The 24,743-nt window shown below is 54.9% G+C and carries 24 protein-coding genes; 8 read left to right on the top strand and 16 right to left on the bottom strand.

Translation table 11 applies throughout. The annotated features are described in order from the left end of the window. Positions 1-4: 4 nt before the first annotated feature. The 5 genes from LQ945_RS22875 (at position 5) to LQ945_RS22855 (ending at position 4,900) form a co-directional block, all read left to right on the top strand. Positions 5-127 carry a GpE family phage tail protein gene (locus LQ945_RS22875; RefSeq protein WP_112362424.1) on the top strand — a complete coding sequence of 41 codons (123 nt, stop codon included), beginning with the start codon at positions 5-7 and terminating at the stop codon, positions 125-127. Further along, positions 120-3,041 carry a phage tail tape measure protein gene (locus tag LQ945_RS22870; protein ID WP_270101799.1) on the top strand — a complete coding sequence of 974 codons (2,922 nt, stop codon included), beginning with the start codon at positions 120-122 and terminating at the stop codon, positions 3,039-3,041. The genes LQ945_RS22875 and LQ945_RS22870 overlap by 8 nt, the downstream gene beginning before the upstream one ends. Positions 3,042-3,052: 11 nt before the next feature. Further along, complete coding sequence (locus LQ945_RS22865) at positions 3,053-3,517, top strand: phage tail protein (protein WP_270101798.1); 465 nt, start codon at positions 3,053-3,055, stop codon at positions 3,515-3,517. Beyond that, entirely contained in the window at positions 3,514-4,605 is a 1,092-nt protein-coding gene (locus tag LQ945_RS22860; RefSeq protein WP_270101797.1) for a phage late control D family protein, read from the top strand. Before LQ945_RS22865 ends, LQ945_RS22860 begins: the two co-directional genes overlap by 4 nt. A gap of 73 nt (positions 4,606-4,678) precedes the next feature. Further along, positions 4,679-4,900, top strand: a complete 222-nt coding sequence (locus tag LQ945_RS22855) for an ogr/Delta-like zinc finger family protein (RefSeq protein WP_115182712.1) — start codon at positions 4,679-4,681, stop codon at positions 4,898-4,900. Between the two features lie 154 nt (positions 4,901-5,054). Here LQ945_RS22855 and ptsG read toward each other — a convergent pair whose 3' ends face one another. The 14 genes from ptsG to yceD form a co-directional block, all read right to left on the bottom strand. Continuing rightward, positions 5,055-6,488 carry a PTS glucose transporter subunit IIBC gene (gene ptsG / locus LQ945_RS22850; protein ID WP_020826345.1) on the bottom strand — a complete coding sequence of 478 codons (1,434 nt, stop codon included), beginning with the start codon at positions 6,486-6,488 and terminating at the stop codon, positions 5,055-5,057. Between the two features lie 337 nt (positions 6,489-6,825). After that, positions 6,826-7,602 carry a metal-dependent hydrolase gene (locus LQ945_RS22845; RefSeq protein WP_262241177.1) on the bottom strand — a complete coding sequence of 259 codons (777 nt, stop codon included), beginning with the start codon at positions 7,600-7,602 and terminating at the stop codon, positions 6,826-6,828. Between the two features lie 14 nt (positions 7,603-7,616). Further along, positions 7,617-8,624 (bottom strand): DNA polymerase III subunit delta', encoded by a 1,008-nt coding sequence (gene holB / locus LQ945_RS22840; protein ID WP_270101796.1) that lies wholly within the window; start codon positions 8,622-8,624, stop codon positions 7,617-7,619. Beyond that, positions 8,624-9,259, bottom strand: coding sequence for a dTMP kinase (tmk, locus tag LQ945_RS22835; protein WP_270101795.1), 636 nt, complete (start codon positions 9,257-9,259; stop codon positions 8,624-8,626). Before tmk ends, holB begins: the two co-directional genes overlap by 1 nt. After that, positions 9,249-10,274, bottom strand: a complete 1,026-nt coding sequence (gene mltG / locus LQ945_RS22830) for an endolytic transglycosylase MltG (RefSeq protein ID WP_270101794.1) — start codon at positions 10,272-10,274, stop codon at positions 9,249-9,251. Before mltG ends, tmk begins: the two co-directional genes overlap by 11 nt. A 13-nt stretch (positions 10,275-10,287) precedes the next feature. Further along, positions 10,288-11,085: an aminodeoxychorismate lyase gene (pabC, locus tag LQ945_RS22825; RefSeq protein WP_270101793.1), complete on the bottom strand. Its 798-nt coding sequence runs from the start codon at positions 11,083-11,085 to the stop codon at positions 10,288-10,290. A gap of 172 nt (positions 11,086-11,257) precedes the next feature. Beyond that, entirely contained in the window at positions 11,258-12,499 is a 1,242-nt protein-coding gene (fabF, locus tag LQ945_RS22820; protein WP_041414447.1) for a beta-ketoacyl-ACP synthase II, read from the bottom strand. An 82-nt stretch (positions 12,500-12,581) separates the two neighbouring features. Further along, a complete protein-coding gene (gene acpP / locus LQ945_RS22815; RefSeq protein ID WP_004719003.1) occupies positions 12,582-12,818 on the bottom strand; it encodes an acyl carrier protein in 237 nt (78 codons plus the stop codon). Between the two features lie 154 nt (positions 12,819-12,972). Then, positions 12,973-13,707: a 3-oxoacyl-ACP reductase FabG gene (gene fabG / locus LQ945_RS22810; RefSeq protein ID WP_020826338.1), complete on the bottom strand. Its 735-nt coding sequence runs from the start codon at positions 13,705-13,707 to the stop codon at positions 12,973-12,975. 11 nt (positions 13,708-13,718) lie between these two features. Next, positions 13,719-14,648: an ACP S-malonyltransferase gene (gene fabD, locus LQ945_RS22805; RefSeq protein WP_020826337.1), complete on the bottom strand. Its 930-nt coding sequence runs from the start codon at positions 14,646-14,648 to the stop codon at positions 13,719-13,721. Positions 14,649-14,664: 16 nt separating this feature from the next. After that, positions 14,665-15,618, bottom strand: a complete 954-nt coding sequence (locus LQ945_RS22800; protein WP_270101791.1) for a beta-ketoacyl-ACP synthase III — start codon at positions 15,616-15,618, stop codon at positions 14,665-14,667. 6 nt (positions 15,619-15,624) lie between these two features. After that, a complete protein-coding gene (plsX, locus tag LQ945_RS22795; protein WP_071827011.1) occupies positions 15,625-16,659 on the bottom strand; it encodes a phosphate acyltransferase PlsX in 1,035 nt (344 codons plus the stop codon). Between the two features lie 11 nt (positions 16,660-16,670). Further along, positions 16,671-16,838, bottom strand: coding sequence for a 50S ribosomal protein L32 (gene rpmF / locus LQ945_RS22790; protein ID WP_004943042.1), 168 nt, complete (start codon positions 16,836-16,838; stop codon positions 16,671-16,673). A gap of 16 nt (positions 16,839-16,854) precedes the next feature. Further along, on the bottom strand, positions 16,855-17,376 hold the full coding sequence (gene yceD, locus LQ945_RS22785; protein WP_020826334.1) for a 23S rRNA accumulation protein YceD: 522 nt from the start codon (positions 17,374-17,376) through the stop codon (positions 16,855-16,857). A 141-nt stretch (positions 17,377-17,517) separates the two neighbouring features. On the opposite strand from yceD, the gene LQ945_RS22780 reads away from it, so the two are divergent. Beyond that, on the top strand, positions 17,518-18,099 hold the full coding sequence (locus LQ945_RS22780; RefSeq protein WP_270101790.1) for a Maf family protein: 582 nt from the start codon (positions 17,518-17,520) through the stop codon (positions 18,097-18,099). Between the two features lie 11 nt (positions 18,100-18,110). On the opposite strand, the gene rluC is transcribed toward LQ945_RS22780, so the two are convergent. After that, the gene (gene rluC / locus LQ945_RS22775; RefSeq protein ID WP_182825152.1) at positions 18,111-19,073 is read right to left on the bottom strand and encodes a 23S rRNA pseudouridine(955/2504/2580) synthase RluC; all 963 of its coding nucleotides are present in this window, start codon (positions 19,071-19,073) and stop codon (positions 18,111-18,113) included. Between the two features lie 552 nt (positions 19,074-19,625). Between rluC and rne the strand changes: the two genes are divergently transcribed. Then, on the top strand, positions 19,626-23,045 hold the full coding sequence (rne, locus tag LQ945_RS22770; RefSeq protein WP_270101789.1) for a ribonuclease E: 3,420 nt from the start codon (positions 19,626-19,628) through the stop codon (positions 23,043-23,045). A gap of 62 nt (positions 23,046-23,107) precedes the next feature. Here rne and LQ945_RS22765 read toward each other — a convergent pair whose 3' ends face one another. Then, positions 23,108-23,395 carry a putative quinol monooxygenase gene (locus LQ945_RS22765; protein WP_262241220.1) on the bottom strand — a complete coding sequence of 96 codons (288 nt, stop codon included), beginning with the start codon at positions 23,393-23,395 and terminating at the stop codon, positions 23,108-23,110. A gap of 223 nt (positions 23,396-23,618) precedes the next feature. Here LQ945_RS22765 and pyrC point away from each other — a divergent pair, with 223 nt between their 5' ends. After that, the gene (gene pyrC, locus LQ945_RS22760) at positions 23,619-24,665 is read left to right on the top strand and encodes a dihydroorotase (RefSeq protein ID WP_270101788.1); all 1,047 of its coding nucleotides are present in this window, start codon (positions 23,619-23,621) and stop codon (positions 24,663-24,665) included. The last annotated feature ends 78 nt before the right edge of the window (positions 24,666-24,743 follow it).

Genomic DNA, 24,743 nt, shown 5'->3' with positions numbered 1-24,743 from the left:
AGACCTGACGGCGGACATTGCCGCCGTTTTCCACTGGCCGCCAACCGTTACCGACCTGATGCCGCTGGCCGAGCTGTTGGAATGGCGGCACAGAGCCATTATCCGCAGCGGGGCAAGTGATGAGTGACAAAAACCTCCGATTGCAGGTTTTACTGAGTGCGGTCGATAAAATCACCCGCCCGTTTAAATCCATGCAGGCCAGCAATAAAGCGCTAGCCGCGTCGGTTAAAGCCACAAAAGACCAGCTAAAACAGCTTGATACTCAAGCCGGGAAAATTGACGGTTTCCGCAAGACCAAAAACCAGGTTGCCGCCGCCGCGCAGGCGCTGAACACGGCCCGCGATAAAGCGCGCGATCTGGCCATTGCATTGAAATCCACTGACGGCCCGACCGCCAAGCAGGCCCGCCAATTTCAGAAAGCCAGGGAAGAAGCGGCCAAGCTTCAACAGAAATTCGCTGATTTACGGCTTTCACTGCAAAACCAGCGCACCGCCCTGCAAAACAGCGGCGTGGCAACAAATCGATTGGGCGAGGCTCAGCGTTCTCTGCGGTCAAACATCACCGGGGTGACGGGTGCATTAGCCGCGCAGCAGAAACGATTAGACCAGCAGGCACAGCAACAAAAGCGGCTGAATGCCGCGCGCCATCAGTATGATGAAAGCAATCAGCGCAAAGTGATGGCCGCCGGGGTGGGCTATACGTCAATGGCTACCGGGCGCGCCATGGTCCGTGGACTGGTTGACGCCCTGCATGTGGGCTATGACTTCGATGCGATGATGAGTAAAACTCAGGCAGTGACGCGCATCCCAACCAAAGCCGATCCGCAAATGCAGTCATTGCGGCACCAGGCGCGAACCTTGCCGCTATCGTCAAAATTCACCGATCTCCAGGTGGCCGAGGGACAATATTTCCTTGGCAGAACAGGCTATTCACCCCAGCAAGTTTTAAAAGCGATGCCGGGGATGTTGAATCTGGCCGCTGCCGGTGACATTGACCTTGGCACCACCGCCGATATTGCGTCAAACATCCAAACCGCCATGGGGATCCCTGCGGAAAAAATGGACAGGGTGGCCGACGTGCTAACCGCCCTGTTTACCCGTAACAACGTTGATATTCCCATGCTGGGCGAATCACTGAAATATTCCGCCGGCGTGGGGCGTGAGTATGGGCAAAGCCTGGAAACCGTATCCGCTGCCACGGCAATTATGGGTAATGCTGGCATTCAGGGGAGCCAGGCGGGTACAGCGATGCGTGCCATTCTAAGCCGTATCGGTAACAGCCCCACGGTTAAAAAGCTGGGCGTAACAACCAAAGATAGAGACGGCAACATGCGTGATTTGGTCGATATTCTAAAAGATATCGACAAAAAAACGTCAAAAATGGGGAACGTCGATCGCGGCAAGATTTTTAAAGACATTGCCGGTATGTATGCCGTCACCGGATTTGGTGAGCTGATGCGGGCAGTGTCAGACGGCAAGCTGCAACAGATGCGCGGCGCGCCAGGTGAGTACGACGGGGAGGCCCTGCGGGTTTCCAATACCATGCTGGATAACATGAAAGGCGACATGACGATGTTACATGCCGCTCTGGAAAATATCAGCGTTGAATTATTTGAAAAAAATGACGCCTGGCTGCGCAAAACAGCAAAAGGCATCAGCAACTTTTTACATGGCATTGCTGAGTTCCTTAAAGCACATCCAAAAATCAGCGCCGCCCTCGTAAAGCTTGGCGCAGCGGCCGCCATTTCAACCACCGTTTTCGGTACGTTGGCCATCGCCGTTGTCGGTCTGTTGGGGCCGTTCGCCCTGCTCCGATTCAGCACACGCATGTTGGGGATCCGCCTGCTGCCCAACCTGTCACTCAGCATGCTGAAATTTGCCAGCACCACCCCGATCACCACAAAACAGGTTGGTAGTTTCGGCCGTTCACTGCTGGAAGCGGGAAAGAATGCACTGACCTTTTCTAAACAGCACCTTGGCAGCGCCGGGCGCGCCGTCGCGTCTTTCGCATCATCACCGCTACAGACTGCAACCAAAGGGATTAAGGGCATTGGCCGCGTCTTTACCTGGCTGGCTACGTCCCCGTTGCGGTTCTTGCGTTTCGCCCTGGGCAGCCTGGGGAGCATGTTCGGTATTTTGGTTAGCCCTCTTGGCCTGATCACTGCCGCTGTCGTCGGTGCAGGCCTGCTGATTTATAAATACTGGAAACCCATCAAAGCTTTCCTGGGTGGTGTAGTTGATGGGTTCAAAACTGCGACAGCCCCCATCAAAGACGCCTTCGCGCCACTGATGCCAATATTCACCTGGATTGGTGACAAAGTTAAAGCGCTGTGGGGCTGGTTTACCGACCTGCTCACGCCGATAAAGTCGACAAAAGAAGATTTGAATGGCGCGGCATCCTCGGGGAAAAAGTTCGGCGAATTTCTGGCAGCCAGCATTAAATTAGCACTTACACCGCTAAAATTACTCATAAAATCAATCAAGTGGGTACTGGGCAAACTGGATGAAGTTAAGGACAAATCGGAAAAAACACGCATCTTGGCGCAAACCAATCCCGCCGTTGCAGATGCAGCCCGCCGCGCTGGCGTAACTATGACGCCGGCAGCGCAGGGTAATTCTGCTGATGCCATACGCCGTCGTTACACCGGTGAACATGACAGCGGCGGCAGGATCCCCCTGGGGAAATTTGGCGTCGTGGGTGAGTATGGCCCGGAAATTGTCAACGGGCCGGCGAATGTCACCAGTCGCAAGAATACCGCCTCCATGGCGGCAGTCGCCGCGTTATTTATGGGTGGCCCTGCCACCGCTGCGGACGCCCCCTTGCATCCCTACAGCCTGCCGGGGAGTCAGTATCAACGAGGGGCCACTACATCACATCACCAGGGCGGAGCTACTTACATCGACATTCACGCCCCTATTCAGATTGTCGCTCAGGCCCACCACAACCCGCAGGACATTGCGCGGGAAGTTGCTCGGCAACTGGATGCACGGGAACGGCAGGCAAGATCCAGAGCGAACAGCAGTTTTAACGATATCGAGTGAGGACGATCATTATGATGATGGCATTAGGCATGTTCGTATTCATGCTGCAAACCGTTCCATACCAGGAGTTTCAGCACCAGATGGCCTGGCGGCATCCGACCAATAGCCGCGTCGGGCTTCGCCCACAAAGCCAGTTTCTGGGGCCGGATGATGAAACCATCACGCTAAGCGGCGTTTTGCTGCCGGCATTAACCGGGGGCCGTGTTTCCCTGATGGCTATCCAATTAATGGCGGAAACCGGCAAGGCCTGGTCATTGATTGAGGGGAGTGGCGCAATACATGGCATGTTCGTGATCGAGAGCCTGAGCCGTACCAAAACTGTATTCTTTGCGGATGGCTCCGCCCGTCGTATTGAGTTCACGATCACGCTCAAGCGCACGGATGAAGGACTAAAAGACATGTTCGGCGATTTGTCTCAGCAATTTGAAGACCTGGCCGAGCAGGTTTCCGATACCGTCGGCGGGTACCTGTCATGAGCCTGATCGATACGTTAGACAAATTCGGCGGCGACAATACCCCGGCGTACACACTTAGCATTGAGGGCGTTGATATCACCGGGAAGGTGAAAGAAAAATTAATCAACCTGACGCTAACGGATAACCGGGGCTTTGAGGCTGACCAGATAAATATTGAACTTGACGATAGCGAAGGCAATTTGAAGCTGCCCCGCCGTGGCGTCAGCCTGGCTGTTGCACTTGGCTGGAAAGATACCGGGGTGATCGATAAAGGGACGTTTGTCGTTGATGAAATCGGCCATGCTGGCGCACCTGACGTATTGACCATAACAGCCCGCAGTGCCGATTTTCGGCAAACATTGAATGTGCAACGCGATGCCTCCTACCATAAAAAAACCATAGGGGACATTGTCCGAACCATTGCCGGCCGCAATAAGTTGGCGGCAATCATCAATAAGAATGTGGCAAACATTCAGATCGAGCATATCGACCAAACTACCGAGTCAGACGGGAGTTTTATCACCCGACTGGCAAAAGAGAATGGCGCTGTGGCCGCCATAAAAAACGGCAATCTGCTGTTTTTTAAACAGGGGCAAAATATGACCGCCGGGGGAAAATCGATCCCGGCAATCATCATTAATCGTCAGTCAGGTGATAGCCATCAATTCACGCTAACCGATAGGGGAGCTTATACCGGCGTTGTGGCCAACTGGCTGAATACCCGCACTGCGCAAAGCGAACAGGTGAAGGTTAAACGCCGTCGGGTAAAAAAACCTGTGGTTGTCGATGAAAAACAGGGGGAATACCTGATCGGCAGTGATGAGAATGTATTGGTACTGCGCCATACCTACGCATCAAAATATAACGCACAGCGCGCGGCAAAGGCCAACTGGGAACGTATTCAGCGTGGTGTTGCGACCTTCTCTATTCAGCTTGCGCGTGGACGTGCAGACATTTACCCAGAAGCACCGGTCACTGTTTCAGGTTTCAAAAAAGAGATCGATGAGGCCAACTGGACGTTGGTTAAAGTGACTCACTCACTGAACAACAGCGGTTTTACTACCGCCCTCGATTTGGAGGTCAAGATTGATGATCTGGAAATGGAGTGATGCAAAACAGCAATAATTGTGCATAATTATTAGCAATACTGACCATAGTCAGGGCATCTCGGAGAACCCCGCCATGATGCATTGCCCGCTGTGCGGCCAAGCCGCACACACTCGCTCATCAAGCTATATCACCACAACCACCAAAGAACGTTATAACCAATGCACCAATATCAATTGCGGTTGCACGTTCGTGAGCCATGAAACCTTTACCCGTACCATTTCCCAACCGCAAACCGTGGATCCCGTCCAGCCTCACCCCAAAAGCAACGGACAAACCTCATTAATCTTTGGCTAATTAAGCTGCCCGCAGAAGTGGGCGGTTGCACAGCCTCGCTTATCCCGTGGTCTAAATGTGGACGATAAAAATAAAAAATACTTATAATTCAATGGAAAAAACAATAAAAAAGGGAGGCTTTCGCCTCCCTTAAAACTCCCCTGCCTGACCTGAATTAATGGTTGCGGATGTATTCGTCCATATCCGTTTTCAGGTTGTCAGATTTGGTACCAAAGATAGCCTGAACCCCCGAGCCTGCGACGACAACGCCGGCAGCACCCAGTTTTTTCAAGCCAGCCTGGTCAACCTTGCTCACATCCGCCACGCTAACGCGCAGTCGAGTGATACAGGCATCCAGGTTGGTGATGTTCTCTTTACCGCCGAAAGCCTGAACCAGTGCAGCAGACATTTCTGAACCGCCCTGGGCAACCTGCTCAGAAGCCGTGTCTTCGCGACCTGGTGTTTTCAGATCCAGTTTGGCAATCAGCACGCGGAAGATGGTGTAGTACACCAGACCGTAGATGATACCGACCACTGGGAACAGCCAGATTTTGCTGCTGTTACCACTCAGCACGATAAAGTCGATCAGACCGTGCGAGAAGCTGGTGCCGTCACGCATCCCCAACAGGATACAGATCGGGAACGCCAGGCCAGCCAGAATGGCGTGGATTGCGTACAGGATCGGCGCAACGAACATGAAGGAGAACTCGATCGGTTCGGTGATACCGGTCAGGAACGAGGTCAGCGCAGCGGAGATCATGATGCCGCCGACTTTTGCGCGGTTTTCCGGCTTGGCCGAGTGCCAGATGGCAATCGCCGCAGCAGGCAGACCGTACATTTTGAACAGGAAGCCACCGGACAGTTTACCCGCAGTCGGGTCACCCGCCATATAACGTGGGATGTCACCGTGGAACACCTGGCCCGCCGCGTTGGTGTATTCACCAATCTGCATTTGGAAAGGTACGTTCCAGATGTGGTGCAGACCGAACGGCACCAGCGCACGTTCAACCACGCCGTAGATACCAAATGCCACTACCGGGTTCTGATACGCAGCCCACTGGGAAAAGGTCTGGATAGCCGTACCGATAGGAGGCCAGATGAAGGACAGCACTACGCCCAGAACGATTGCCGCCAGGCCGGAGATGATCGGCACAAAGCGCTTACCGGCAAAGAAGCCCAGGTATTCCGGCAATTGAATGCGGAAGAAGCGGTTAAACATATAGGCCGCGATGGAGCCGGAGATAATCCCCCCGAGCACACCTGTATCCGCCAGGTGTTTGGCCGCGATTTCTTCAGCCGGCAGGTGCAGCACCAAAGGCGCCACTACCGCCATGGTTTTCACCATGATGCCGTAAGCCACTACTGCGGCTAACGCGGAGACACCGTCGTTATTGGTGAAGCCCAAGGCAACACCGATGGCGAAGATCAGCGGCATATTGGCGAAAACGGAACCGCCGGCTTCCGCCATCACGTGGGAGACTACCGCAGGTAGCCAGCTAAAGTTGGCGGAACCGACGCCCAGCAGGATACCTGCGATAGGCAATACGGACACCGGCAGCATTAGCGACTTACCTACTTTTTGCAGGTTTGCAAATGCGTTCTTGAACATAGTTGAGTGTGCTCCTGAGTAATAGTGCTTTGCTACTTTCCGCGATTCTTCGCGTTGCAAGGGGGGGAGAAAAACCCCTGCAATTCAGGGTGTCTGAGCACCCCTTGAATTTTTACGCAGAGTAAAATAAATAGGCTGCGCAATGTTTGATGGCAGTCACGTTTCAATGAACAAAACCGGGTATTTTTCTTAAATCGCCTATTTTTTGTCAAAAAAGAGGAAAAAACGCCCGCACCTCGCCCTGAAACGGGTGGGAACATTACCCGTTTCGGCGATTAATTACGAGCTTAAAAAAAATTCCAGATTCGATGACTACAGCTATAGCCTAGGCCAAAGATCAGAGTTCGATGTGAAATAAGCGTGAAAAGTTGGCGGTGGTGGTTTCGGCCAGCGTTTCCAGGCTCACGCCCTTCAATACCGCCATGTATTCAGCCACATCGCGCACGTAGGCAGGTTGGTTTTCTTTACCGCGATGCGGCACCGGAGCCAGATACGGCGAGTCGGTTTCCACCAGAATGCGGTCCAGCGGCACATAACGCGCCACATCACGCAGCTGCTCGGCGTTGCGGAAGGTCAGGATGCCGGAAAAGGAAATGTAGAACCCTAAGTCCAACAGGGCTTCAGCAGTGGCGCAATCTTCAGTGAAGCAGTGCAGTACGCCGCCACAGTCCTGGGCATTTTCTTCCCGCAGGATCGCCAACGTGTCTTCACGCGCATCACGGGTATGCACGATCACCGGTTTGTTCAGATCGCGACCGATGCGGATATGCTCACGGAACGACGCTTGCTGCAGTTCAAGATTGTCTTTCTGATAGAAATAATCCAGCCCGGTTTCCCCCAGCGCCACCACCTGCTCTGCCGCCGCCAAACGGCGCAGTTCCGCATAGTCGTAACCGCCTTCCAGATTGAGCGGATGCACACCGCAGGAGAAAGCCACGTCGTCGCGTTGGCCAATCAACTGCGTCATGGCCTGATAGCCCGGCAAGGTGGTAGCGACCGCCAGTACGTAACCGACATCGCGCGCCTTGGCTTTGGCCAGCGCGTCATCCACATTTTGGTGCAGGGTTTGGTAATCCAGGCCATCGAGGTGGCAATGAGAATCTACTAACAACATAATATTTAACTCTTTTACAGCGAATGAGGGTGAGAATAGCCGGTAGCGCCTAGCATCTGCTCCCAGCCAAGTAACTGTTCGGTCAGCAGCAGCTCACGGTTAACGCCGACCACGCTGAGCAACTGATGGCGGCAATTAAGCCATTGCTGCACGACTTGCTGCAGTGAATTGCTGCTCAAACGGCTGGCCAGTTGGTGCACCAAGGGTTGCTGATCCTGGTTGAGGGCAAAACTCGCCGCCCCCTGCTGCCACTTCATGGCGTCTACCAGCAATGCGCATAACCAGTGTAGCCGCTCGGCGACGTCTTCGTGATTCAACACCGGCAGCAAGGACAGCATGTCATGCTGCGGCAAAGCGGTGTTCAGGGCAGCACACAGCGCGCTACGCTGTTGCCAACGTTCCGGCTGCAACAACTGCTCGGCGGCCAGAGGAGCGCCATCGTGCAAACGCAATGCGGTCAGCAGATCGACCGGATTACCCGACGTTTGCCGGTTCAACCACTGCAGGCTGAGCTGTTCGTCCGGGCTGGCCAGGTGCCAGTACAAACAGCGGCTGCGCAACGTCGCCAACAGGCGTGAAGGCTCACGGCAACTCAACAGGAAATAGGTTTTTTCCGGTGGTTCTTCCAGGGTTTTCAACAACGCATTGGCGGCCGCCTCGGTCAGCAGCTCCGCCTGCGGCAACCAGATCACCTTGGCTCCGCCCTGCTGCGCATGGGAGTAAAGGATCTCAATCACCTGACGAATGGGCTCTACGCCCAGGCTGCTTTTGCCCTTTTCCGGCGTCAGCACGTGATAATCCGGGTGATTGCCCGCCAGCATTAACCGGCAGCTATGACATTCGCCGCAGCTTTTCTCACCGTTACGGCGCTGGCAAATCAGCCAGCGGCTCAGCCCGTAGGCCAGCGCCTCTTCGCCATTGCCTGCCGCCGCATGCAGCAGCAAAGCATGATGACCGCGATCGGCAGCATATTGCCCGACCAACTGCCGGTAAGGGGTATTCAGCCACGGGTACCAGTTCATTACGCGCCTTCCTGCTGCAGCCATTTGCTGAGGCTGTCACGAATCGCTGCCGTCACCTGCTCCAGCGATTGGGCCGCGTCAACGGTGACGATGGTCTCGTCCTGCGCCGCCAGTTCCAGATAGCGCGCGCGAGTGCGCTCAAAGAACGGTAGCGCTTCTTGTTCGATGCGATCCAATTCGCCGCGGGCGCGGGCGCGTTGCAACCCCACTAACGGCGGTAAATCCAGATAAAGCGTCAGGTCCGGTTGGAAATCGCCCAACACGGTGTCACGCAATGAAGCCATCAGTTGTTGATCGACACCACGACCACCGCCCTGATAGGCCTGCGAAGACAAATCGTGACGATCGCCAACCACCCAGGCACCGCGCGCCAACGCCGGTTTGATCACCGTTTCCACCAATTGCACGCGAGCTGCGTACAGCATCAGCACCTCGGCTTTGATGGTCGGTAGCTCACCGTCCACACCGCGCTTGAACAGGTCGCGCAGCTTTTCCGCCAACGGCGTGCCACCGGGTTCACGGGTAAAGACAATATCGTTGATGCCGTGCTGGCGCAGTACGTCGACCACGGTATCGCGAGCGGTAGTTTTGCCCGCGCCCTCTAGCCCTTCGATAACCACAAATTTACTTTTCATTCTTTTCCTTCAACGCCTGGCGATAGGCGCGCACCGCCTGATTATGGCTGGCCAGGTTAGTGGTAAATTGATGCCCACCTTTGCCGTCGGCAACAAAGTACAGATAAGGGGTTTTCGCCGGATTGGCGGCGGCGGCCAGCGAAGCCTTGCCAGGCATGGCAATCGGCGTTGGCGGCAGGCCGTTGATCACATAGGTGTTGTACGCCGTCGGCGTTTCCAAATCTTTGCGGGTGATATCGCCATTATAACTATTGCCCATGCCGTAAATCACCGTTGGATCGGTCTGCAAACGCATGCCAATGCGCAGGCGGTTAATAAAGACCGAAGCCACCTTGGTGCGTTCTTCCGGCACTGCGGTCTCTTTCTCAATGATCGAGGCCATGGTCAGCAGCTCTTCGGGCGTTTTGTACGGCAGGCTGGTGTCGCGACCTTGCCAGACCTCTTCCAGCGCCTTGGTCATTCGCAAATGAGCACGCTTTAACAACGCAATGTCGCTCATGCCCGCAGTGTACAGATAGGTATCTGGGTACAGGCGCCCTTCAGGGTTAGTCCCCTCCGGCAAGCCTAATGCCACGGCAATTTCCGTTTCGCTTTTGCCCGCCAGCGTATGTTTGAGGTATTTGGACTGTTGCAGCACCGCCAGCCAGTCACGCAGGCGAGAACCTTCGATAAAGCGCGCGCTGAACTGGGCTTCTTTGCCGCTGGCCAGCAGTTTGAGCATCTCGCGCACCGTCATGCCAGGCGTAAAGCGGTAGGTACCCGCCTTAAACTCCGCCAGTTGCGGCTCCACACGCAACAGCCACGGGAACCACATGCCGTTGCGGATCAGCTTGTCACGAACCAGCAGCCCTTCCAGCGCCACCCGTCCGGTGCCCGCCGGCAGTTTAAAAATGGCTTCCTGCTGGATCGCCAATGGCGTGTCCGCGAAACGTTCGACCTTCTGGTATGCCCAAAACAACAGGCCCGCTACCAGAACAACAATAATAGAAACGAACTTCAGCTTACTTTTCTTCATCAATCAGCCATCGTTAACAATGTGGGCGCAAAAAATCATAGAGTTGGCGCGAAGAGTAGTGCCAGGAGTGTGCCATGTTCACCGGCAGCAATGGCATTAGCGCATTGCTCACCAGCAATTCCTCGGCCTCGGCCAGCGTCTCCAGCGGCTCGCTGACGTAATGCAATGAATACTTACTGCCTGCCAGCAGCTCAATTACCCGGCGACGCATCAGTCCGGCCACGCCTGCCTGGCTCAGATCCGGCGTGAAGACCGCTTTCCCCTTTCGCCAGAACAAATTAGCCGCACAGCATTCCACCAGCATACCGGCAGTGTCAAGCACCAGCGCCTCGTCTGCGGCCGTCTGGTCAAGATGCGCGCGGATCAACACCTGCTCCAAACGATTCAGGTGTTTCAGCCCCGCCAGCAGCGGATGACGAGCCAGCGTTACCGGGCTAAGCGCCAGGCTGATGCCCTGTTCACGCCATTGCAAATAGTGCAGCGGATAGGCGCTGCGAGAAACAATCCGCGTGGGATGCTCACATCCTTTCGGACTGTAACCTCGCCCACCGCTGCCCCGCGTCAGTATCGCTTTGACCACGCCCTGCGGGATAGATTCTGCCGCGCGTACCATTTCATATTCCAAAGCCGCCCAGTCACAGGTCGGCAGCATCAACCGTTGCGCCGCTTGCTGCAAACGTTCGATATGCCAGGGCAACAGGTCAATTTTGCCCTCAACCACTCGTGCGGTAGTGAAACAGCCGTCGCCAAATTGCAAACCGCGATCGCTCGGCGCCAGCGCATCGTGTTGCTGCCCGTTTATCCAGTACATAGACTCCCCCTGAGCGCTTTGGTTTCCACTACAGAATAACAGGCGCCGACGCCATTAGCAGCAGTTGGCCGTTCGACAAAAGCATCGCCAAGCCGGGCCCCGGCAGGTCAGCGCCATAAAAAAAGCCCGGTTTAAAAAACCGGGCTTTTTTACCGTCCGCCAGCAGAGGTTATTACACCTTGCGGAAGATCAGAGAACCGTTGGTGCCGCCGAAACCGAAGGAGTTACACAGCGTGTACTGCATATCGCTCACCTGGCGTGCTTCGTGCGGAACGAAGTCCAGATCGCAACCTTCATCCGGATTATCCAGGTTGATGGTTGGCGGAACGGCCTGGTCACGCAATGCCAGTACGGTGAAGATCGACTCAATCGCGCCTGCCGCACCTAACAGGTGGCCGGTCATCGATTTGGTCGAGCTGACCATCACACGCTGCGCATCGCTGCCAAATACCGACTTCACCGCCTGCGTTTCGGCTTTGTCGCCAGCCGGCGTTGAGGTGCCGTGCGCATTGATATAGCCGATTTGTGACGTGGTCACACCTGCATCGAGCAACGCATTTTCCATTGCCAGCGCTGCGCCCGCACCGTTTTCAGGAGGAGACGTCATGTGATAAGCATCGCTGCTCATCCCAAAGCCGACAACTTCAGCATAAATCTTGGCACCGCGTTTTTTGGCGTGTTCGTACTCTTCCAGCACCATCATGCCGGCACCGTCACCCAGAACAAAACCGTCACGGTCCTTGTCCCAAGGGCGGCTGGCTGCCTGCGGATCTTCGTTGCGGGTCGACAGCGCGCGTGCTGCGCCAAAGCCGCCGACGCCCAACGGGGTACTGGCTTTTTCTGCCCCACCGGCCAGCATGACGTCAGCATCATTGTAAGCAATGATACGCGCGGCATGGCCGATGTTGTGCACACCTGAGGTACAGGCGGTGGCGATCGAAATGCTCGGGCCACGCATGCCGTACATGATAGTCAGGTGGCCTGCAATCATGTTAACAATGGTTGACGGCACAAAGAACGGACTGATTTTCCGTGGGCCACCGTTAACCAGTGAACTGTGGTTCTCTTCAATCAAACCCAGGCCGCCAATACCGGAGCCGATAGCGGCACCAATGCGGCTGGCGTTAGCCTCGGTGATATCCAGTTGTGCGTCCTGCATGGCTTGCATGCCGGCTGCGATACCGTACTGGATGAAGGCGTCCATCTTGCGCGCATCTTTGCGGGAGATGAAATCTTCTGAATTAAAATTCTTTACCAGGCCTGCAAACTTGGTCGCATAGGCAGAGGTATCGAAATGGTCGATCAGGCTGATGCCACTCTGACCGGCAAGAAGAGCGTTCCATGTGGACTCTACCGTATTGCCGACAGGAGACAACATGCCCAGTCCGGTCACAACTACTCGACGCTTAGACACGTTTGTCCTCCAAGGAGGGAAAAATATGACACTAGGGATAGAAAAAACTTAGGCGGTCGAGTGACCGCCTAGATATGTTCTCTTACTGCTGGCTAGCGTTGATGAAATCAATAGCTGCCTGAACAGTAGTGATTTTCTCAGCTTCTTCGTCTGGAATCTCGGTGTCGAACTCTTCTTCCAGAGCCATTACCAGCTCAACGGTGTCAAGAGAATCAGCACCCAGATCTTCAACGAAAGAAGCGTTATTTAAAACTTCTTCCTGTTTAACACCCAACTGCTCAACAATGATTTTCTTAACGCGTTCTTCGATAGTGCTCATACTCTTAAATTTCCTATCAAAACTCGCTTTCGCGATGGTTTTCGTAGTGTATAAAATGTTGAAAAAGATGCAACTAAATCCCGGCTGGTCAAACCACGATTTTACGCTATTTTGCGGTTTTTACCCCAAATAACGCAAATAGTTTTCGCATTTTTTAAATCATGTACATGCCGCCATTGACATGTAACGTTTCACCGGTGATGTAGCCAGCCTCATCAGAGGCTAAAAATGCAACAGCGCTGGCAATTTCTTTAGCATCCCCCAGCCGATTGGCTGGAACTGATGACAAAATGCCTGCGCGTTGATCATCTGTCAACGCCCGTGTCATGTCCGTCTCAATAAAGCCAGGTGCCACGACGTTGACCGTAATGCCACGCGAAGCAACTTCACGTGCCAAAGACTTACTAAAGCCAATCAGACCGGCTTTAGCCGCCGCGTAATTAGCCTGCCCTGCGTTCCCCATGGTACCGACGACGGAACCGATGGTGATGATCCGGCCAAACCGCTTTTTCATCATAGCTCGCATTACCGCTTTTGACAGACGGAATACGGAAGTCAGATTGGTGTTCAGGATATCCTGCCACTCGTCGTCCTTCATACGCATCAGGAGGTTATCACGCGTAATGCCGGCATTATTCACTAAAATGTCGATTTCGCCAAATTCAGCACGAATAGATGCCAGAACGCTGTCGATAGATTGAGCATCGACCACGTTCAATGCAAACCCTTTGCCGTTCGCACCCAGATAGCTGCTGATAGCCTCAGCGCCGCTTTCACTGGTGGCGGTGCCGATCACTTTTGCGCCGCGTGCCACAAACGTTTCTGCAATAGCCCGGCCAATACCCCGGCTCGCGCCGGTGACCAGAACAACTTTACCTTCGAAGCTCATTGTTTTCCTCTTTATTGTTCAAGCGCCGCTGTCAGGCTGGCAGCGTCATTCACCGCCGCCGCCGTCAGGGTATCAACAATACGTTTAGTCAGACCGGTCAGAACCTTGCCCGGACCAACCTCTAGCAGCGACGTAACGCCCTGTGCTGCCATAAACTCAACGCTCTCGGTCCAACGTACCGGGCTGTACAACTGACGCACCAGCGCGCTGCGGATCGCTTCTGGATCGCTTTCAGCACGGACGTCAACGTTATTCACCACCGGCACCTGCGGTGCGCTGAAGGTGATGTCTTGCAACGCCACGGCCAGTTTATCTGCAGCCGGCTTCATCAGTGCGCAGTGCGAAGGCACGCTCACCGGCAACGGCAGCGCGCGCTTGGCGCCGGCAGCTTTACAGGCTGCGCCTGCACGCTCAACCGCTTCTTTATTGCCGGCAATCACCACCTGGCCCGGGGAATTGAAGTTCACCGGAGAAACGACCTGCCCTTGGGCTGACTCTTCACAAGCTTTGGCGATAGCCGCGTTGTCCAGACCAATGATGGCGGACATCGCGCCAGTGCCTTCCGGCACCGCTTCCTGCATCAGTTTGCCGCGCAGCTCAACCAGGCGGATTGCCGCTTGGAAATCCAGCACGCCCGCACAGACCAAAGCCGAGTATTCACCCAGGCTGTGGCCGGCCATGATGGCAGGCATTTTGCCGCCCTGCTGCTGCCAGACGCGGAAGATCGCTACGGAAGCAGCCAGCAATGCCGGTTGCGTCTGCCAGGTTTTGTTCAGTTCTTCCGCTGGCCCTTGCTGAACCAGTTGCCACAGGTCGTAACCCAGCACGGAAGAAGCTTCGCTGAAAGTCGCTTCAACGATCGGATATTGAGCGGCCAAATCGGCCAGCATGCCCAGGGACTGTGAGCCCTGGCCTGGGAAAACAAAAGCAAATTGCGTCATTTTTTCTTCCTGTTAATCAGAAGCGAACCAGCGCCGAGCCCCAGGTAAAGCCGCCGCCGAAGGCTTCCAGCAGCACCAGTTGGCCGCGTTGGATCCGCCCATCGCGCACCGCTTCATCGAGCGCTGCGGGGACCGAGGCGGCAGAGGTGTTACCGTGACGATCGAGCGTCACCACCACTTTATCCATCCCCATACCCAGTTTTTTCGCCGTTGCGCTGATAATGCGCAGATTGGCCTGGTGCGGCACCAGCCAATCCAGCTGGCTGCGGTCCAGATTATTGGCCTGCAGCGTTTCGTCAACGATGTGAGCCAGTTCGGTAACCGCAACCTTGAAGACTTCATTGCCCGCCATGGTGACATAGGCCGGCTTGTCCTGATCCTGACGATCCTTGAACGGCAAGGTCAGCAGACCGCCGTAGGTGCCGTCCGCATGCAGGTGAGTCGACAGAATGCCCGGCTCTTCAGAAGCGCCCAACACCACTGCGCCCGCGCCATCACCAAACAGAATGATGGTGCCGCGATCTTCAGGATCCAGCGTGCGGGACAGCACGTCGGCACCAATCACCAGGGCACGTTTCACCGCGCCGTTCTTAACGTACTGATCGGCAACGCTCAACGCGTAAGTGAAACCGGCACAGGCAGCCGCCAAATCGAAAGCCGCACAATCTTTAATCCCCAGCAACTGCTGCACCTGGCAGGCAGAACTTGGGAATGCGTGGCTCGAAGTGGTGGTAGCCACAACGATCAGCCCGATATCTTCTTTAGCCACACCTGCCATTTCCAGCGCTTTTTCAGCAGCATGGAAGCCCATCGTCGCCACGGTTTCATCAGCAGCAGCGAGACGGCGTTCACGGATACCGGTACGCGTGACGATCCACTCGTCAGAGGTATCCACCATTTTTTCAAGGTCAGCGTTGGTGCGCACTTGTACGGGTAAATAACTCCCCGTACCGAGAATCTTTGTATACATGTACGATCAGTCACTCTTAGGTAATACAGCTTCAAGGCGCGCAGCAATCCTGTCAGGGACTTGCCGCTGCACCGCCTGCACAGCCTGTTCGATTGCAACTGCAAACGCGTGCGGGTTCGCAGCGCCGTGGCTCTTGATTACGGTGCTGCGCAATCCTAACAGACATGCGCCATTATACTGGTCGGGGTTCAGGTGGCCGAACCGCTTTACCACCCGTTTTTGCAACCAACGGCCCAACAATTTTAACCACCACGCCTGCTTGCCACCGTCTCCGGATGATTTCAGCAGCGATAAAAATACTCTTACCACCCCTTCCATGGTTTTCAGGGTGACGTTACCCACAAAGCCGTCGCAGACCATCACATCGGTTTTCCCGGTGAGAAGATCGTTGCCTTCCAGGTAACCAATATAGTTGATTGCCGGTGTATTTTTTAGCACGGCAGCCGCTTCGCGGATATTATCCAGACCTTTGGTTTCTTCTTCACCAATATTCAGCAGCGCCACGCGAGGTTGCGCAATCCCCACCACCTCTTCGGCCATCACCGCGCCCATCACCGCAAACTGCACCAGCATGGTGCTGTCGCATTCGACATTGGCGCCCAGATCCAGCACCACGGTTTTACCGCCCAGCTGATTCGGGATCACCGTCATCAGCGCCGGACGTTCAATACCGTCCAGCGGCTTGATCAGCATTTTCGCCAACCCCATCAGCGCGCCGGTATTGCCCGCGCTGACACAGCCCTGCGCATCACCGTTTTTGGTCAGTTCCAGCGCAATACGCATGGAAGTGCCACGGCTGGCACGAATCGCTTGTGAGGGTTTGGCGTCGCCGGCAATCACAGATTCAGCGGGCACGACTTGCAAACGTTCCAGAAGAACCGGATCGGCTTTGGCAAGTAAAGGAGAGAGGGTGTCGGGATTGCCGACCAGCAGAAGATGAAGCTGTAAATTAGAGGCCAGTGCCTGCAATGAAGCAGGCACTGTGACGCAGGGACCGAAGTCCCCGCCCATTGCATCTAACGCCAGGGTTAGACGAGTCAAGGTACCGCTACTTAGCCGATAACCTTGCGACCGCGGTAGAAACCGTCGGCAGTGATGTGGTGACGACGATGAGTTTCACCAGAAGTCGCATCAACAGACAAAGTGGTGGTGGTCAGAGCATCGTGTGAACGACGCATGCCACGTTTGGAACGGGTTGGTTTATTTTGTTGTACGGCCATGGACCTTACTCCTTAATTACTTACGCTTTAAACTGGCTAATACGGCAAATGGGTTTGGTTTCTCCGCCTCTGGAGGCAGTTTGCCAAAGACCATGTCCGCTTCGGACACTTCACAGTGTTCAGATTCATGTACCGGGACGACAGGCAGTGAAAGAATAATTTCGTCTTCAATCATTGCCAGCAGATCGACTTCGCCAAACTCATCGACTTCGATCGGCTCGTACGCTCCCGGTAATGCCTCAGCCTGCTCATCATTGACGACCGGGCTAAAACAATATGTTGTGTGAACATGGTGTTCAAACGGGACTCCGCAGCGTTGGCACATCAGCATTACCTGGACGTCCGCATGCCCTGTTATCACCGCGAGGCGCTGGTTATCAATATCGAAAGATAACGAGACCTCAACATCACTGTCCACACTGACCACAGAGGCAGCAACACGTGTAACCTGCTCAGGCGCATAGGAACCAACATAGTCCAGGCGTTTCTGAGCGGTACGTACCGCATCAATGGTCAAGGGTAATTTTACCTTTTGCATAGGGCGCGCATATTAACTTTGTAACGACTTAGAGTCAAAGAAAAAGGCCGTAAAACGGCACCTTTCACCAATATTCGCTTCCTCAGCGGCGGACAGTTTAAAATGCCCTCTCTATTTACGCTACGGTTTACGAAAAAAATTATGCAGAGACTGCTCCTCGCCTCCACCTCGACCTACCGCCAGATGCTGTTGGAAAAACTGCATCTGCCTTTTACCTGTGACGCGCCGCAGGTCGATGAAACCCCGCAGGCCGGGGAAACTGCCGAAGCGCTGGTCTTGCGGCTGGCGACGGCGAAAGCCCAGGCATTGGCCATCGCCTATCCCGATCATTTGATTATCGGTTCCGACCAGGTCTGCGTGATCGACGGTAAAATAACCGGAAAACCGCATACCGAAGAGAACGCCTGCGCGCAATTGCGCCAGGCCAGTGGCCAAAGGGTGACGTTTTATACCGGTCTGGCGCTGTACAACAGCCGTAGCCAACATCTGCAGGCGCTTTGCGAACCTTTCCATGTGCATTTCCGTGCGCTGAGCGACGCAGAAATCAGCGCTTATGTGCGTCTTGAACAGCCGCTCAACTGCGCGGGAAGTTTTAAAAGTGAAGGTCTGGGCATTGCGTTGTTCGATAAACTGGAGGGGCGAGATCCGAACGCGTTGATCGGTCTGCCGCTGATAGCCCTGCTGGAGATGCTGCGGGCTGAAGGCATCAACCCGCTGGTATAAAATAGTTTTACTTACTGGCCTTTGGCCTGCTTGCGCAATACCTGCAGGCAGTGGCGCAACTCCTGGTCCATCGGCGCTTCGATACGCAGGGTTTCGCCGGTGCCCGGGTGTTCGAACCGCAGTGCCGCGGCATGCAAGAACAGGCGTTTGAGCCCGGTACCTGCCAACTGGCGATCGAATTCCCGATCGCCATAGCGGTCGTCGAAGGCTATCGGGTGCCCTGCGTGCAAGGTGTGAACGCGGATCTGGTGGGTGCGTCCGGTAATCGGGCTGGCCTTGACCAACGTGGCGTGTTCAAAGCGCTCCTCTACCTTGAAGCGGGTTTCCGACGGCTTGCCTTCGCTGTTGACGCGCACGATACGTTCGCCACTTTGCAGAATGTTTTTCAGCAACGGGGCCTGTACGGCTTTGCAATGCGACTGCCATTGGCCACGTACCAGCGCCAGATAATCCTTCTGCATGCCTTTCAGCCGCAATTGCTCATGCAGCGAACGCAGTGCAGAACGCTTTTTCGCCACCAGCAACACGCCGGAAGTATCGCGATCCAGCCGGTGCACCAGTTCCAGGAAACGGGCTTCCGGGCGCAGCGCGCGCAGGCCTTCAATCACGCCAAAGCTCAGGCCGCTGCCACCGTGCACCGCGGTGCCTGAAGGCTTGTTCAGCAGCAGCAAATGATCGTCTTCATACAAAATGCAATCGGCCAGTGCTGCCACTTTGTCCAGCTTGGCGGAAACCGGCGCGTCTTCACGCTCGGCAACGCGGACCGGCGGTACGCGCACCACGTCACCGGCAGCCAGCTTGTATTCAGCCTTGATGCGCCCTTTATTAACCCGTACCTCGCCTTTGCGTACGATGCGGTAAATCATGCTCTTCGGCACGCCTTTCAGGCGAGCAAGCAGAAAGTTGTCGATTCGCTGACCGGCTTCGTCGTCAGAAATCGTGATTAATTGTACTGCAGGAATGTTCGTTTTCATGGAGCGGGATTCTAAATAGAGCGCGTAAATAGCGCCACTTCTTTTTCTGTGCTTAACTGTCTCTCTGACTGCAGGAGAAACCCTAGCGGACAATAAGGCAGCAAGCCGGTTTGAACGTTTGCGATTTCTTCCGCAGTTAAGGAAAAGTCACCTTGCTATAACAGTATCAGCAGTGGAATAATGCGTTTACTTTCCACGTTGATTCTCGTTAAACAGGGAAAACGGTGGAATTATAAAATTTGTCTGATGGCGCAAAAACGCAGCAATGGCGTAAGACGTAATGTGAAATCAAACAATTAGCGGGCTGCGGGTTGCAGCTTGGCCGGCAAATGGAATCAGATCTGTCGACGTAAATCAGAGGCTATTCCCCTAGTAAAAGTGCTGTTTTTCACAAAGAAATACAGGCTTACCGAGATAATGCGCCCCTATGCAGGCGACAACCGTGAGGTTGACGGCTTTGCGAGAAGACACGGGGTTTTCGGTTTTAATCCGGCCATGAGGTTATTTTGCCCGCAGCTTTGTCGATAATGTAAAAATAACGAGTAAGTTAAGATGAAAAGAATGTTGATTAACGCAACTCAGCAGGAAGAGTTGCGTGTTGCCCTCGTAGATGGACAGCGGCTGTATGATTTGGATATTGAAAGTCCGGGTCATGAACAGAAAAAAGCGAATATTTACAAAGGCAAAATCACTCGTATAGAACCAAGTCTTGAAGCAGCGTTCGTAGATTACGGCGCCGAACGACATGGTTTCCTCCCTCTTAAAGAAATCGCTCGCGAATACTTCCCAAGTAACTACTCCTCCCATGGTCGCCCGAACATCAAAGATGTGCTGCGCGAAGGCCAGGAAGTGATCGTTCAGGTTGATAAAGAAGAACGTGGCAACAAAGGCGCCGCCTTGACCACCTTCATCAGCCTGGCCGGCAGTTATTTGGTTCTGATGCCGAACAACCCACGTGCCGGTGGTATTTCACGCCGCATCGAAGGTGATGACCGCACTGAATTGAAAGAAGCGCTTTCTTCTCTGCAACTCCCAGATGGCATGGGCCTGATTGTTCGTACCGCAGGCGTTGGCAAATCAGCCGATGCATTGCAGTGGGATCTCTCTTTCCGCCTGAAGCACTGGGAAGCGATTAAAAAAGCCGCTGAAGGCCGCGCTGCGCCCTTCCTGATCCATCAGGAAAGCAACGTCATCGTACGTGCATTCCGCGACTATCTGCGCCCGGACATCGGCGAAATCCTGATCGACAATCCAAAAGTTCTCGATCTGGCCAAAGAGCACATCGCTGCCCTGGGCCGTCCGGATTTCAGCAGCAAAATCAAACTGTACAGCGGTGAAATCCCCCTGTTCAGCCACTACCAAATCGAATCTCAAATCGAATCCGCCTTCCAGCGTGAAGTTCGCCTGCCTTCCGGCGGTTCGATCGTTATCGACTCTACCGAAGCGCTGACCGCTATCGACATCAACTCCGCGCGTGCAACCCGCGGCGGCGATATCGAAGAAACTGCGTTCAATACCAATCTGGAAGCGGCAGACGAGATCGCTCGCCAGTTGCGCCTGCGTGACCTCGGCGGTCTGATCGTTATCGACTTTATCGATATGACCCCGGTTCGCCACCAGCGCGAAGTGGAAAACCGCCTGCGCGATGCCGTGCGTCAAGACCGTGCGCGTATCCAGATCGGCCGCATTTCCCGTTTCGGTCTGCTTGAGATGTCGCGTCAGCGCCTCAGCCCGTCACTGGGTGAATCCAGCCATCACGTTTGCCCGCGCTGTAACGGCACCGGCACCATCCGTGATAACGAATCTCTGGCGCTGTCCATTCTTCGTTTGATCGAAGAAGAAGCGCTGAAAGAAAACACCAAGGAAGTTCACGCTATCGTGCCGGTCCAGGTGGCTTCTTACCTGCTGAACGAAAAACGTGAATCGGTGAGCGCGATCGAGAAACGTCAGGGTGGCGTGAAAGCGATCATCGTGCCGAACGATCAGATGCAAACCCCGCACTACTCTGTGCTGCGCGTACGTAAGGGTGAAGAAACACCAACCCTGAGCTACCTGTTGCCGAAACTGCACGAAGAAGAGATGGCTCAGCCGTTGGAAGATGCGCCGATGGAGCGCAAACGCCCGGAACAGCCGGCTCTGGCCTCGTTCTCTCTGGCCGCCGATGCACCACCACCGGCTGAAGAAGCCGTTGTTACTCAGGCCGCTGTTGCAGCACCAGTAACCAAACAAGCTGCACCAGCCGCTGCCAAACCGGGCCTGTTGGGCCGTCTGTTCGGTGGTCTGAAAGCGCTGTTTGCCGGTGAAGAACAACCGGCTGTCGAAGCCAAACCTGTCGTCGAAGCGCCTAAAACCGAAAGCAACGGTGAAAACCGTCGCCAGGATCGTCGTGGTCAACGCCGTCAGGGTACCGGTCGTAAAGACCGCGGTGAACGCGGAGAACGTAGCGATCGTCCAGAACGCGGAGAACGCAAAGAGCGCGGTGAAGGCCGTGATAACCGCGATCGTGATAATCGTGAGCCGCGTGAAAATCGTGAACCACGCGATAACCGCGAAGGCCGTGAAACACGCGAAGTGCGTGACGAGCAGCGCCGCAACCGTCGCAATGCGCAGCAAACTACCGCTGCAGTTACCGATGAGCCACAGTCTGAAGAAGCCACCAAGGCACAGCGCGAAGAGCAGCAACAGCGCCGTGAACAGCGTGCCGAACGCCAACGCCGTCGTCAGGAAGAAAAGCGTCAGGCTCAGCAGGAAGTCGCCGCACTGGAAAGCACTGAGGCTGCTACTGCCAATACCGCCAGCGATGAAGATCACGAAGAACGTCAGATGCAGAATATGCAACGTCGTCAACGTCGTCCTCTGTCGCAGAAGGTTCGTGTGCTGTCTGCAGAAGAAGAACTGCATCGCGCAGCGGAAGAATTGCTGGCACCTAAAACGCCTGTAGCGAAAGCTCAGGACGCGAAACCTGCTCAGGCTGAAGACAGCGTTAAACTGCTGCCGGAAACCGTTGAAGCACAGGCTGAAGACGATGCACAAGGTGACAACCGCGCTAATGGCGAAAACGGCATGCCACGCCGCTCACGTCGTTCTCCACGTCACCTGCGCGTTAGCGGTCAGCGTCGTCGTCGTTACCGTGACGAGCGTTACCCAACTCAGTCGCCAATGCCACTGGCGGGCGCTTTTGCTTCACCAGAGATGGCGTCAGGCAAGGTCTGGGTGAGTTACCCTGTCACACAAACTGCGCAAGTGATTGAAGAAGCTGAAGTTCAGGCCGAAGCTAGTGAAATCGCTGCCGATAACGTCATGGCACCAGAAGCCGTCAGCGTGGCCGCTCCAGTGGTTGCCGCGGTTGCTGAACAGGCCATCGCCCCGGTTAACCAGCCGGAAGTTGTGGCAGTCGCGGCTGAAGCGGTTGAAGAAGCCCAACCGGTTATTGAAACCGCTGAGCCAATCATCGCTGCTCAGGCTGAAGACACTCCGGTAGCAGCTGAAACACCAGCGGTTGAAGAAACTGCAGTGGTTGAAGCAGCCGCCGTGGTCGAAGAAACTCCAGCCGTTGAAGCTGTACCCGCTGTTGAAACTGCTCCTGAGGTTGAAGAAACTCCAGTGGCAGAAGCAGCGCCGGTATCGGTGGTGGAAGAAACGGCAACCGTGGCAGAAGCCGTCATCGAGCCTGTTGCACCTGTGGTTGAAACTGCCCCGGTTCAGGAAACTGTAGCGCCGGCCGTTGTTGAAAAACAAGCGCCGGCAGTGCAACAGCAACCCGCACCGGTACAGGCTGATACGCTGTACAAGCATATCGCTACGGCGCCAATGACCAAGGCCCCTGCACCGGACTATGTGCCGGAGCAGCAGCAACACAGCGATTGGCAGCGCCCTTCCTTCGCCTTCGAAGGTAAAGGCTCAGCCGGTGGCCATGCGGCAGTAAATCAAGCGACCGCACCGGCAACCAAACCGCAGCCGGTTAACGAATAAGTTAATCTGCTTCGATAAAAAAACCCGCCATCCGGCGGGTTTTTTATTGCCCAAAAATAAATTCAGGCAATTTTCTTCAATTGCTTGATATCCAGCAAATCCAGCTTGCCGTCAATGTTGGCAACAAACTGCTTAAAATGCTCGGTAGCGTTGTGTTTTTCCAGCGCCTCAGCGCTTGCCCAGCGTTCAAAGAACACGAAGGTGCCTGGTTTTTCGAGGTCGCGGTGCAGATCATATTGCAGATTGCCCAGTTCCTGACGGCTTGGATCGATAATCTCATGCACCGCATCGCTGACGGCCGAAACAAACTCAGGTTTAGCCTGCAGGGTGGCAATAACTCGCACTTCCATTTTATTCTCCCATTCCAATGTGATTGTTGATAACCCGACAGTGATGACGCGGGGATCATTAAAATCCCTGCCACTATGCACCCGATAACCCATTGATTTCAACTTGCCGTGAACAAACAGATGCATCGCGGGCGCTTTCCGCTTATCCTTGTACCCCGGCGTGAATAAGCCCCCATTATTCGCTTTTACTCAGACCCGTATCTAACCGCCGGAGCCTTGTACCATGACCGCACAGCCTCAAGCCCTGAAAATCCGCCGCCCTGACGACTGGCATATTCATCTGCGTGACGATGATATGCTGAAAACGGTTTTGCCCTATACCAGTCAGGTGTTCGGCCGGGCGATTGTGATGCCGAACCTGGCTCCGCCAATTACTACCGTAGAAGCCGCCCGAGCGTATCGCGATCGCATTCTGGCAGCAGTCCCTCAGGGGCACAACTTTACCCCGCTGATGACCTGCTACCTGACCAATTCACTGGCCGCTGCAGAACTGGTTAATGGGTTTGAGCAAGGCGTTTTCACTGCGGCCAAGCTCTATCCTGCCAATGCCACGACCAACTCCAGCCATGGCGTCAGCGATGTGAAGGCCATTTACCCGCTGTTTGAGCAAATGCAAAAAATCGGCATGCCGCTGCTGATTCACGGTGAGGTGACCGATGCCGCCGTCGATATTTTCGATCGCGAGGCTCGCTTTATTGATCAGGTTATGGAGCCCATTCGTCGCCAGTTCCCGGAGTTGAAAATTGTCTTCGAGCACATCACCACCAAAGAAGCGGCGCAGTACGTGCAAGAAGGCAATCGATTCCTTGGCGCGACAATCACCCCGCAGCATCTGATGTTTAACCGCAACCACATGCTGGTGGGTGGCATTCGTCCGCACCTGTTCTGCCTGCCGATCCTCAAGCGTAATATTCACCAGGATGCGCTGCGCAAAGCCGTTGCCAGCGGTTCGGATCGTTTCTTCCTCGGTACCGACTCCGCCCCTCATGCCAAACACCGTAAGGAATCGAGCTGCGGCTGCGCTGGCGTATTCAATGCGCCTAACGCTATTCCGGCCTATGCCAGCGTGTTCGAGGAACTGGGCGCACTAGAGCACCTGGAAGCTTTCTGTTCCCTCAACGGGCCAGGCTTTTATGGTTTGCCGGTCAATACCGATTTCATCGAACTGCAGCGCGTGCCAACCACTCAGGCGGAAGAGATCGCCATGGGCAGCGAAACGGTGGTGCCTTTCCTGGCCGGAGAGACGTTGAAGTGGTCAGTGAAAGCATAATCTTCTTTTTTAACGCAGCCTATTGCTCCCGCACACGGTTAACTGTATAAATATCCAGTAAATCGCTTCGGGGGCAAT

Origin of the sequence: Serratia liquefaciens, assembly GCF_027594825.1 — a bacterium.
Lineage (GTDB): Bacteria > Pseudomonadota > Gammaproteobacteria > Enterobacterales > Enterobacteriaceae > Serratia > Serratia liquefaciens_A.
The sequence above is the reverse complement of the archived record's forward strand: the minus strand, read 5'-3'. Positions and strand labels throughout refer to the sequence as shown.